We start from the raw sequence: 10,614 nt of genomic DNA, 5'->3' as shown, positions 1-10,614 counted from the left end.
TCAGAGAGCCAAGTCGCCCCACCGCACGCGTCTCACGCACCCGTCCGGGTGCGAGCCGTGCATGGGTGAAGCCGACGACGGCGCCGCAGCGCCAGAGGATGCCTGCGCGGCGCATTATTGAAGGCAACGACGAGCCAGTTCAAGAGGCCCCTTGCGTGCTTCGCCCAGGTAGATACCTGATTGCCGGAAATCAGATTCCCTATTTGGTATACCCGGCGCGCGCTGCTGCGTCAGCCGCCCGCACTCGGGGTGCCGTGCGCGACTGGGGTGCCTGCAACTGCCCTTCGGGGGCGGTGGTAGGGCATGGCGGCCGCCGATCTGCCCTGCCCGCGGCCCCTTTGTATACCATTCTGCGTTTCATGGGCTCCGGCATCACAGCCTCCGCCCGCGGTGCGGCCACCCAGCGCACGGGCAGGTGGTGCCGACTGATAGGGATGATGCGACCACGACGAAAGCAGAGCACTCATGGATCAGTCTCGGACCCTGCGTACGTCCGCGGCCCTGGCGGCGTTCGCGTCGGCGGTGCTGCTGGCGGGTTGCGGCGGTGGTTCCTCCGACGACACGGCAGGCGCGGCCGCCGAGCGCCCGTGCGCGACAGACGGCGGAACCGTTCTGCGTGCTGATGTCGACGGCGACGGCCGCACGGACACGGTCACCGACCCCGGGCGCGACAGCAGCCGCACCACCGTCGCGTTCCACGACGGCCCGACGGTCAAGCCCGGTGCCGTGCGGGCTCCGAAGGGCTTGCAGAGTGCTGTGACGTTCGGGGACTTCGACGGCGACGGCCACCTCGACATGGCAGTCGCGGCCGGCACCCCGGACGCGGTCGATGACCCGGCAGGCGATGCCCAGAAGGTCCATGAGGTGGTGTGGGGGCCGCTCGGTCAGGACCTGAAGGGCGAGGAAGTCAGCTCGATCAAGCTGGCCGGGAATCTGTTCGTCTACAGGCTACGGGCCTCGGACACGGACCATGACGGCACGGCCGAACTGTCGGTCTTCCAGACGCAGGGCGACGGTCAGGTCGCCCGCTTTCCCACCGTGTTCCACGGACGTGACGCGGACGCCGGCCGGAACGGTGACAACGCCTACGACCTGCCGCACTGGCCCGAGCGGTACAAGCCGGGCTGGGCCGACCTCGGCACGTGCAGCAGCTGACCGCCGCCCGACGCGCCTCTCCTGCGCTCAGCCGACCGACCGCGGGTCACGGAGACGTCGTGGTCACCCAGTGAACTGAGGCGGAGTAACTCTGGGCTGCAGCAAGCCCATTGCATGACGAAGGCCCCCGGCCATCTCGCCGGGGGCTCGTCTTTCGGCGGTCTCTAGTTGACCGGCACGAGGCAGGTGACGTGTGCGCGCACGGCGTGCGCGTTGGGGCCGCTGTTGGTCACGGAGAACTCGACGGTGTTGTCGCCGATGTTCTTGGATGTCCAGGAGACGTTGTCATTGCCTCCGGATCCTTCGATGTAGCGGTCTACGACCTTGGAGTTCTCGGGGCACTGTGCGGTGAGCACGAGTCGTGTCCCGGGGACCGCTCCGCCTTCCTGGCCGGACACGTCGATGACGTCGACCTGTGCCGCGTCACCCTTCTCTCCCTTGTCACCCTTGGGCCCGGCAGGCCCGGCAGGCCCGGCGTTGCCGGTGTCTCCCTTGGCGCCCGCCGTTCCGGCGTCGCCCTTCGGACCCTGGGGCCCGGTGGCGCCCGCGTCCCCCTTGTCACCCTTGGGTCCTGCCGGGCCTGTGGCTCCGGTGTCTCCCTTGGGGCCGGCGGCGCCGGGCTCTCCCTTGTCTCCCTTGTCGCCCTTCACGCCGTTGGTGCTCGTCCCGTCCTTACCGGGCTCGCCCTTCTCGCCCTTGTCGCCTTTCGGCCCGGCTGGCCCAGCCTTGCCGGCGTCGCCCTGAGGACCGGCTACGCCAGGGTCTCCCTTGGGGCCCTGGGGACCGCTCTTTCCAGGCTCGCCCTTGTCGCCCTTGACGCCATTGGTGCTGGTGCCGTCCTTGCCAGGTTCACCCTTGTCCCCCTTGTCCCCCTTGTCTCCCTTGTCCCCCTTGGGGCCTGCGGGCCCCTCCGGGCCGGCCTTCCCGGGCTCGCCCGCGGGCCCCTGCGGTCCCGCTTCCCCTTGTTCGCCCTGGGGCCCCTTGGGTCCGGCGTCACCCTTGGGTCCCTGGTCGCCCTTGTCTCCCTTGGGCCCAGGAGGTCCGGGAGGCCCGGGGGGACCGACCTTGCCACCGCTATTGTTGGAGCAGGCCGCTACCGGTGCGAGGTTCTTTGTGTAGCGGGCGCTGAGCCAGCCCTTCGGGGTCTTGTACCACGTGCTGTTGCCGTTGACGTTCTGCCCTGTGGCTTTGCATTCAAGCTGCACCCGGGCACCGCTGCGGTAAAAACCGGTGACGGTTGACGCGGTGGTCGCCTTGGAGCGGGCGTTCTGCCCGATGCGGGACACGACCTTTCCGGGTGCGCTGGCCGCATAAGCGTCGGCAATCGCGACATTGGTGGCTGTGAGACCTGCAAGCAGCCCGATCGCTGCTGCTCTGGTGGCTGTGGCTCTCTTCATGGGTGGGATGCTAGGCATATGAGCTAACGGATCGTCAGATAATACGCCGACTTTAGATCGTGCCACGTCAGGGCCTTATGCGTCTCCAAGTCGGCGGCCGATATCGGATCATCGACGACCTGGTGTTGCGGGTCAGGGTGTTGGTGCCGTGAGCTGATGGTGGAGCAGCTGGTGAGCAAGTTGTGCCGTCGCGAGCAGGTCCTCGCGAGGGTGTCGACGTTGGACCGCACTGACAGTCCGTGGCAGACGGCTTGATGAGTCCGGTCAGGGCTGAGGTCGCCCCGACCTGAACGGGCCGATGCGAGTCCCGGGTGTCCCGACTGAACCGAGGTGATCGGTGCCGGGTATTCACGGATCTCTGCGGATCTCTGCGGATCTCTGATGGGGCTGAGAAATGCGGTGCGGTCGTCTTCAGGTACCGAGACAAGGAGAACGGCGTGTGGCGGGCACGCATGAACAACAATACGAGTAACACTGTGCACCTGCATGGGTACGCCACCTGTCAGGCCGTCGGCAGCAGGTTTCTTGGCTCGAGATATTTGAACGGAGAGATTGGCCGTGTTCCGTCGCTTCATGGTGTTGACGCTCACGCTCGCAGGGAGTTGTCTTGGGCTTGCGAGCTGTGGGGAACCTGGCCGTAACGCACAATCCGGAACGCTGTTGGCGAACCACCGGTCGGACGTCGCCCGGGTCGGGCGGCAGGAGATCCGCTGGGAGGAATGCAGCGAGAAAGACATCGCCGGGGGAGTCACCTGCGGCCGTCTGGCTGTGCCGGTCGACTGGGCGAAAAGCAACTCTCGAAAAGTCGACCTTCGGATCTACCGGTGGACGGCCGAGGGCCGGACGAAGAGCAAAGGAACGATCCTCAATTTTCCACCAGGTCCCGGCGAGCGCGGTGACATGGGCTTCGGAGCACTGCGTGACATGTTTCCGGACTACGATCTGGTAGCACTGGATCCTCGCGGAACCGGCAGCAGCGGGCAGCTGACGTGTCCCACCTCGAACGTCCTCAAGACGCCCCTTGTCCCACCGGTCAAGAGGGACGAGTTCAGTGCCCTGCAAGCGAATCAGAAGATCCTCTGGGCGAAATGCTCCACCGACCCGGGAGAGCTCAAGAGTCATCTGGACGCCTTCAGTGACGCCAAAGATGCTGAAACACTCCGCATCGCTCTGGGGATGAAGAAGATCAACCTTTATGCCCTCTCGTGGGGCACCCTGACTGCTGAGCGGTACCTGGGACTGTTCGGAGAGCATGTCAACGGATCGCTCCTGGAAGGCGTGATGAACCCGGCCCTCACCCGCCGTGCGTTCATCACCACAGCCGCGGCCAGCAGCGAAGCCGTCCACGACAGGTTCCTCCGCTGGTGCACCACAGACACGTCCTGCGCCCTGCACGGGACGAACGTCGCCAACGTACTCAAGCGGGCCCAGAAGAACGCGGCTGCCGGCAGGATCCCGGGCAGCATGTTCGGCCGGCCATGGTCCCCGGCAGCCGTGACCCAGTACGTGCAGACCGCCAGCGGAAACAATCAATTCGCCCAGGCGGCCAAGGGCCTGAACGACCTGTCCCGGGGTCAGAATCCGACTCAGGACGGCGCAGATCCCTCAGCAGATGACGAGCTCCCGCAGCGGTTCCCCTACGCGGACCCCATCGTCTGCTCCAGCTTCAACCTGGGAGTGAAAAGCGCACAGGACGCCCACGACGACTTGGTCACCACGGAGAAGGCTGCCCCCTCCATCGGCTACTCCACCAACGCCACCGCGTATACCGCGTTGTGCGTCGGGGCCGCAGCTCCGGCCCCCGGCTCTGACACCCCCGCCACCTCTCGCAGCGCTCATCCCGTCATGCTCATCAGCAACACGCTCGATCCTGCAACACCAATGGCGTGGGCAGACGCCGTGGCCCGGCAGTTTGGTGCCAAGACACTCCACGTGGTCACCCACGGCATCGGCCACGGCAATGCACTGGAGAATCCGGAGATCCGGCGGCGAGCGATTGCCTACATGAGCCGAGCGAACGCCAAGTGAGCCGCACTGGCCAGTGTTGTCGGCTGGTCGCGAGTAGCGAGTAGCGAGTAGCGAGCAGCGAGCAGCGAGCAGGGTCCTGTGCGGGGCCTTCGGGTCGCCCGTAGCGCACAAGAAGCCTTGGCCCGCACGAGAGACGGGTCCAGCGAACGGACAGGGCGCAGTCGATGGGTCGTCGCATGAACACGTCCTGGCTGACCGGCTACCGCCGACTCAACCACCGATACGAACGCCGACGGAAATGCCTGGCGACGCGCGGACGTGCCGCCGCACCGTGCTGCTACAAGCGACTCGCTTGGCTAGCCACATGGGACACCGTCTCAGGCCAACGCCTCCTGGAGCCAGGAACGTTCCGCGCGGCTGGTGGCGCGGGCGATGGTGAGCATCCCGCGACGGTAGGGGTCGTCGGTGTCGTCGGCGCCCAGTGGGCGGTCACCATCGTGGAAGAAGCTCGCAGGCTGTTCCAGGAATTCCAGTCGCCGACGCAGCACTCTGTGCTGATCGGCAAGGTCGGGGAGCTGGGAGAGAAACGCCAGGATCGTGAAGTACCGGGTGCTGTCACTGATGTCCAGGCCGTCGGCGTGTCGCAGCCGACGCAAGAGCTCGGTGCGTCCGGCGGCGGTCAGGCTCAGCGTGTGCCGCTGGGCAGCAGAGGCGCCCGGCTCGGCCTTGCGGTCCAGCAGCCCGGCGTTGACGAGTCGGTTGATTGCCGGGTAGAGGCTGCCGTCGCTGACCGGTCGGACGTGACCGGACAAGTGCGCTATGTGCTGGCGCAGTTGATAGCCGTGCAGCGGCCCTTCGGCCAGGAATCCCAGGATTGCGAGTTCGAGCATGCTGCTACTCTCACACATCGAAGCGAGGTACCTCGAATCGAGATAGGGGCGGGGATGGCTTACACCGAGGAGTGGGTGACCGCACGGGCACGCAACGCCTACGAGCATGGCCGGGCATCGTTCGAGATACGTCCTGAACGGGCGGCGCTGCTGGTGATCGACATGCAGGACGAGTTCGTTCGGCCCGGCTGGAGTCCCTACTGGGTGCCGGCGGCAACTCGCATGGCGCCCCGGCTGCGGCGACTGGTCGAAGAGTGCCGGGACGCCTCGATCCCGGTGATCTGGACCATCTTCGACAACACGCATCTCGGACTGGACCGGCCGCACTCCCTCCGGTTCCTCCCGCATGACGACACCGGGTGGCACCGGCCCGGCCGCCCTGCCGAAGTGTGGGCCCCGATGGGACGCCGTTCCGATGAGGCCCTGATCCGCAAGCCCTCTTATGGGGCGTTCTACGACACCCCACTCGACACGATGTTGCGCAACCTCGACCGCGACACGGTCATCGTCACGGGCACGCTCACGAACTACTGCTGCGGCACCACCGCTCGCCAGGCGTACGAACGTGGCTACCAGGTCGTCTTCGGATCCGACGTCACGGCCACCGACGACGAGTCCCGACAGGAACCCGAACTCGCGGTCCTCCGCAAGGGCTTCGCACTCGTGCTGACCGCCGAAGAGATCGCCGACCAGCTGGCGGCAGCCACCCGAGCCCCACGGGACGACGCACACGCGAACGTTGTCTGACGCGGCACTAGGGTGCCGTTTCGACACGTGATCAATGTGTGCGATCGATTCCCCACATTGATCTTCGTCCCGGCAGGTCATCCGGCATGGCCGTTGTCTGTGCCTGCACCGGCCGGAATATGCGCTCACGGTCGCCGGTTGCAGCGAAGCATGCACCACCCTCAGGAGCCGCCCAGCGGCATACACCCACTGCTTGCCGGGCGTTTCAGCCCCCATCGCTTCGATCCGTCGGCTCTGGTCGACGACCAGGCCCTGGAACTGCTGCTGGAGGCCGCGCGGTGGACACCGTCGGCAGGGAACTCCCAGCCGTGGGGCTTCTTCATTGCGAGGCCCGGCGAGCCGGACCATGATCGGGTGCTCCCTCACCTTGCACCGAGCTCGGCCCGCTGGGCCACGGATGCGAGCCTGCTCGTCGTCACGCTGACGCGCCGATACGTCGATGACACCCAACAGATGTACTCCGAGTTCGCGGACTACGACCTCGGCCAGGCTGTCGCTCACATGACTGTTCAGGCCCAGGCCATGGGACTCGCCGCGCACCAGTTCCGGGCGTTCGACCTGGAGGGTCTCACCAAGGAGCTGGACCCGAACCCGGGTTGGTCGATCGTCTCCATGGTCGCGATGGGTAAGGCAGCTGACAGCCCCTCAGAGCTTCGTGACCGGCGGAGCGTCGCACACTTGCGCTCTGCTCCCTGGTCGCCGACGGAGTAGGCGCCTCACTCAAGGCCGCGACACTGATCCGCACCGCGAGCGCCTGGTCCCTCCACCGACGCACACGGTTGGTTCCTGGCAGCGGCGCCCTGCGTTGGCGGCCGCGCGGGCGGCCCAGGTGCTCACTCACCCGGTCCGCCACCTCCACCAGGTGGCCGCGCAGGTTCTGCCACACCCTTTCGTCCCGTTGGCCTGCCGCGGCGCCCCCTGTTCTGATGCGGGCGGCGGGGCGCTGCGGGCGCCGGCGGTGTTCTTGTGCGCGCGCACGATGGTGGAATCCATGGAACAGGATGCTGTCGACAGCCTGACGCTGGTCCTGCCACGGCCCGCACCGACCGGTACCCATAGGCTGGAACGGCCGCAGCCGTTGCCACGAGCTCTCTGAATCCGAATCGGCGATGCCCGAGGGGCGACCACAGGGGGATGCTCCGGAGAGCGAGAGCGAGAGCCCGCTCCGCCTGCCACCTTGGTACGGTGACTTCGCATGACCGACGCCGAGATCGAGATCACCGCAGACCTGGTCCGCGACCTGCTGCAGGAGCAGCACCCAGACCTCGCAGGGCTGACCATCCGTGAGGTGGCGGGCGGCTGGGGCAACCAGATGTGGCGCCTCGGGGACGAACTGGCCGTGCGTATGCAGCGGGTGGACCCCACCCCGGAGTTCCAGCTCAAGGAGCGGCGTTGGCTCCCTGTGCTGGCCCCGCGCCTGCCGCTCCCGGTGCCGACCCCGGTGCGGTTCGGCGAACCGTCCGAGCGCTTCCCCAAGCACTGGACCGTGATGAGCTGGGTGCCCGGCGAGCCACTGGACCATGGCTCCATCAGCCGCGGCGACGACGCGGCCGACACGCTGGCGGGCTTCCTGCGGGCACTCCATGTGAAGGCGCCCGCCGAGGCGCCGATCGCTACGGATCGCGGTGGCCATCCCAGGGACTGCTCGGACGGCTTCGAGAACTTCTTCCAGGCCGTTGCCCATGACGACGTTGCTGCCGATGTCCGGGCCGTCTGGGAAGACGCCGTTGCGGCCCGCGCGTGGGAGGGGCCGCGGGTGTGGGTGCACGGCGACCTCCATCCCGCGAACGTCGTTGTCACGGACGGAACGCTCTCGGGCATCATCGACTTCGGCGACTTGTTCGCCGGCGACCCAGCGTGGGACCTCGCCGCCGCATGGGTGCTGTTGCCGGCGGGCACGGCCTCACGCTTCTTCGAGATGTACGCGCAGGCAGACGAGGCGGCGATTCAGCGCGCCCGCGGGCTGGCCGCCCTGAAGAGCCTCTTCCTGATGCTCATGGGGCAGAACGGAGATCGAGGCCTGCCCGGCGGCAAGCCGCACTGGGGACCGGTGGGGCGGGCGGCACTTGATCGTGTGCTGAAGGGCGTTTGACGCTCGTCCTCGGGCATGCAGGAGCCAACCCCTCGTGTGTTCATCGCTCACCACGCGGGGTGGGATGCCAAGGTCTCTGGACGGGGTGCTGCCCGCGAATGTGGCTCTGATCGAGCCGGTAGCGCTTCGCGTCGGCGATCCTGCTGCCGTGGTGCCGCAAGTCACTGAAGATCGGCGAGGTGCTGCCGCTGCTCTACCTGCACGGCCTGTCGTCGGGCGACTTCATACCCACGGTCGAGCAGTTCCTCGGGTCCTCGGCCGCCCTGTCCTCGGCCACCGTCACCCGGCTGACCGCCCAGTGGCAGGCCGACCACAGGGCGTTCAGCGAACGCGCCCTCCACGGGAACGCAATGAGCGCGGTGCTCCCCGAAGCCGGCCACCAAAGGTGCTGGGTTCACAAGACGGCCAACTGCCTCGACTGCCTCCCGAAGTCGGCCCAGTAGGCGGCGAAGAAGGACCTCCAGGGCATCTGCACCTCCGAGGACAAGCAACACGCGGCCGCCGAGCTGCCGCCTTCGCGATGGTCTTCAAGCTCGTCGAGTCCGCCCGGGCCTGCTGGCGAGCTGTGAACGCACCCCACCTCGTCGCCCTCGTCCGCGCCGGAGCCCGCTTCGTACGCGGCCGCCTCATCGAACGCCCCGAGATCCTCGCGGCCTAGGGTGGCCTCACGATGACCATTTGCGACACCTAAGGGACCAGGACCCACACGGCCGAGGAGCTGGCCGGGCTGATCGCCCCACTCCTCGACCTGACCTTCGCCGACCACGACAGCTACTTCCGAGGCGAATACCTCAAGGCCGAGGCAAGGGGCGCCGACATCGAGATCCAGCCCAACGCAATCCCTGGAGACGACGAGGAAGACGATCTCTATGCGTCGGAACACGCCGCATTCCAGACCGTCGTCCTGGTCACCGCCCCAGCATCGGACGGCGCGCTCAACGCCACCCTGACTTCCATCGCAGAGCTCGAAGCATTGGCCCACGCAGCCATCTGACCCGCTGATCCGCAACTATTGACAGTTACTCGGAATCGTGTGGCCGGCCCTGCTCCGCGCTTGTGTCAATGAGCGCCTGCAGCGCGCTGAGATGCTCCTCGAGTGCAGCGTGGCCTTCGCTGGCCGACGTGAGCCGGGTGCGGGGACGCTTGGCCCGACACCCGTTGCGCGCACGGACGTATCCCAGGCCCTCGAAGACGGTGACGAGCGGCCTGGACAAGTTGGGCGATCACCAGGACCCGGTTCCCGCACGAGGAGGCGAGCCGCATCGTCGCGCGTCGGGAGCGAACCACGTTGGTGCTGCCCCGCCGGACGATCTGCTGAAGGCGCTGAAGGCGTTGTCCCTCCTGATCGGTCAGTCCTCGCACGCGTGCCGGCTCGGCCATCGCGACTCCCAGGGCACGTTGAAACCAACCACGTCCAGTCCTGGACTCGCGACTGACTTAGCATCCCGTGCCATGAACGAAGTCGAGAACGTCTTGGACTGGCTGCAGAGTTGGTACTCCGCACAGTGCAACGAGGACTGGGAGCATGAGTGGGGAGTCAAGATCGACACGCTCGACAACCCTGGCTGGTCAGTCCGCATCGACCTGGAGGACACCGACCTCGAAGCGCACGACTTCCTCCGCCAAGACCTCAGACGCAGCAAGAACAACTGGGTCTTGGCCTGGACCTCGGACATGGCCTTCCACGCTGCATGCGGACCAGGCAACCTCACTGAGGCACTCACCCTCTTCCGCAGGTGGGCGATGGAGAACACCCCGCAGTAGCACAGTCCCGGCTCGATTCCTGCTGCCGCAGGCGCCCCTACCCGGTGAACCTGTGCGGTCAGGGCACTGGGGCGTGTTTCGCAAGTGCCGTCTGCCTCGCGGGGGCTGGCACGCACGCTCGCGGCGTTGCCGAAATGCCCTAGTGGATCCGCTACGAGACCATTCCGGCGCCTTGCGATCGCACGCACCAGACCCCGCGAGGCCCGCCCTGCGGGCGAACGACGCCACTTTCGAGACACGCCCTAGATGCCGACGGACTCGAGCAGCCGGTGCAGGTCGCGCGCCGCCTCGGCGGACGACAGTGCTGCGACAGCGAGCAGGGCCGTGGTGGCGGCGGCCAGCAGGGGGTGACGGCCGAGCGGCGGCGCGAGCAGTGCGGCGACCCGCCGCGGGACCGGACCGGCGCCGGTGCGTCCGGTGAGCCGGGCGAGGCCCAGGATGCCGAGTGCGGCGCCGAGCGGCCGGCCGGCGGCGGGTCGGGCGGCGAGCGCCGCCTTGCCGACGGCGCGCGCGACCCGGGTACGGTCGCCGGTCGCGGCGACGGCCCGCTCGTCGGCCCACCGTTCGATCGTGTAGGTCACATACCGGGCCGGTGCCCGCA

General features: G+C 67.4%; 8 protein-coding genes and 4 pseudogenes. 8 read left to right on the top strand and 4 right to left on the bottom strand.

The window, feature by feature from the left end; all coding sequences use genetic code 11:
* Window positions 1–465 precede the first annotated feature (465 nt).
* Window positions 466–1,155, top strand: a complete 690-nt coding sequence (locus GTW43_RS09140) for a VCBS repeat-containing protein (RefSeq protein ID WP_161301120.1) — start codon at window positions 466–468, stop codon at window positions 1,153–1,155.
* A gap of 164 nt (window positions 1,156–1,319) precedes the next feature.
* Here GTW43_RS09140 and GTW43_RS38465 read toward each other — a convergent pair whose 3' ends face one another.
* The gene (locus GTW43_RS38465) at window positions 1,320–2,552 is read right to left on the bottom strand and encodes a hypothetical protein (protein WP_161301119.1); all 1,233 of its coding nucleotides are present in this window, start codon (window positions 2,550–2,552) and stop codon (window positions 1,320–1,322) included.
* 558 nt (window positions 2,553–3,110) lie between these two features.
* On the opposite strand from GTW43_RS38465, the gene GTW43_RS09130 reads away from it, so the two are divergent.
* Complete coding sequence (locus tag GTW43_RS09130) at window positions 3,111–4,580, top strand: alpha/beta fold hydrolase (protein ID WP_161301118.1); 1,470 nt, start codon at window positions 3,111–3,113, stop codon at window positions 4,578–4,580.
* A 138-nt stretch (window positions 4,581–4,718) separates the two neighbouring features.
* Window positions 4,719–4,885, top strand: a pseudogene (locus tag GTW43_RS37915) (IS5/IS1182 family transposase); the annotation flags it as partial.
* A gap of 12 nt (window positions 4,886–4,897) precedes the next feature.
* Here the strand turns inward: GTW43_RS37915 and GTW43_RS09125 are convergent.
* Window positions 4,898–5,410 (bottom strand): PadR family transcriptional regulator, encoded by a 513-nt coding sequence (locus GTW43_RS09125; RefSeq protein ID WP_161301117.1) that lies wholly within the window; start codon window positions 5,408–5,410, stop codon window positions 4,898–4,900.
* Window positions 5,411–5,464: 54 nt separating this feature from the next.
* Here GTW43_RS09125 and GTW43_RS09120 point away from each other — a divergent pair, with 54 nt between their 5' ends.
* The 4 genes and pseudogenes from GTW43_RS09120 to GTW43_RS37910 form a co-directional block, all read left to right on the top strand.
* Window positions 5,465–6,157 (top strand): isochorismatase family cysteine hydrolase, encoded by a 693-nt coding sequence (locus GTW43_RS09120; protein WP_161301116.1) that lies wholly within the window; start codon window positions 5,465–5,467, stop codon window positions 6,155–6,157.
* A 150-nt stretch (window positions 6,158–6,307) separates the two neighbouring features.
* Entirely contained in the window at window positions 6,308–6,868 is a 561-nt protein-coding gene (locus GTW43_RS09115; RefSeq protein WP_161301115.1) for a nitroreductase family protein, read from the top strand.
* A gap of 484 nt (window positions 6,869–7,352) precedes the next feature.
* Window positions 7,353–8,249: an aminoglycoside phosphotransferase family protein gene (locus GTW43_RS09110; protein ID WP_161301114.1), complete on the top strand. Its 897-nt coding sequence runs from the start codon at window positions 7,353–7,355 to the stop codon at window positions 8,247–8,249.
* Between the two features lie 116 nt (window positions 8,250–8,365).
* A pseudogene (locus GTW43_RS37910) lies at window positions 8,366–8,907 on the top strand (transposase); the annotation flags it as partial.
* 545 nt (window positions 8,908–9,452) lie between these two features.
* Here GTW43_RS37910 and GTW43_RS38605 read toward each other — a convergent pair.
* A pseudogene (locus tag GTW43_RS38605) lies at window positions 9,453–9,629 on the bottom strand (IS630 family transposase); the annotation flags it as partial.
* 72 nt (window positions 9,630–9,701) lie between these two features.
* On the opposite strand from GTW43_RS38605, the gene GTW43_RS09100 reads away from it, so the two are divergent.
* Window positions 9,702–10,013, top strand: a complete 312-nt coding sequence (locus tag GTW43_RS09100; RefSeq protein WP_161301113.1) for an immunity 53 family protein — start codon at window positions 9,702–9,704, stop codon at window positions 10,011–10,013.
* A gap of 242 nt (window positions 10,014–10,255) precedes the next feature.
* Here the strand turns inward: GTW43_RS09100 and GTW43_RS09095 are convergent.
* A pseudogene (locus GTW43_RS09095) lies at window positions 10,256–10,614 on the bottom strand (hypothetical protein); the annotation flags it as partial.

The organism is Streptomyces sp. SID5785 (genome assembly GCF_009870065.1).
Classification (GTDB): Bacteria; Actinomycetota; Actinomycetes; order Streptomycetales; family Streptomycetaceae; genus Streptomyces.
Note: the sequence above shows the minus strand (reverse complement) of the source record. Positions and strands in the feature narration are given on the sequence as shown.

Bases quoted from the DNA above. Each gene is read 5' to 3' on its own strand.
- GTW43_RS09110 (WP_161301114.1), top strand. From the start codon at position 7,353: ATGACCGACGCCGAGATCGAGATCACCGCAGACCTGGTCCGCGACCTG.
- GTW43_RS38465 (WP_161301119.1), bottom strand. From the start codon at position 2,552: ATGAAGAGAGCCACAGCCACCAGAGCAGCAGCGATCGGGCTGCTTGCA.
- GTW43_RS09125 (WP_161301117.1), bottom strand. From the start codon at position 5,410: ATGCTCGAACTCGCAATCCTGGGATTCCTGGCCGAAGGGCCGCTGCAC.
- GTW43_RS09115 (WP_161301115.1), top strand. From the start codon at position 6,308: ATGCACCACCCTCAGGAGCCGCCCAGCGGCATACACCCACTGCTTGCC.
- GTW43_RS09100 (WP_161301113.1), top strand. From the start codon at position 9,702: ATGAACGAAGTCGAGAACGTCTTGGACTGGCTGCAGAGTTGGTACTCC.
- GTW43_RS09140 (WP_161301120.1), top strand. From the start codon at position 466: ATGGATCAGTCTCGGACCCTGCGTACGTCCGCGGCCCTGGCGGCGTTC.
- GTW43_RS09120 (WP_161301116.1), top strand. From the start codon at position 5,465: ATGGCTTACACCGAGGAGTGGGTGACCGCACGGGCACGCAACGCCTAC.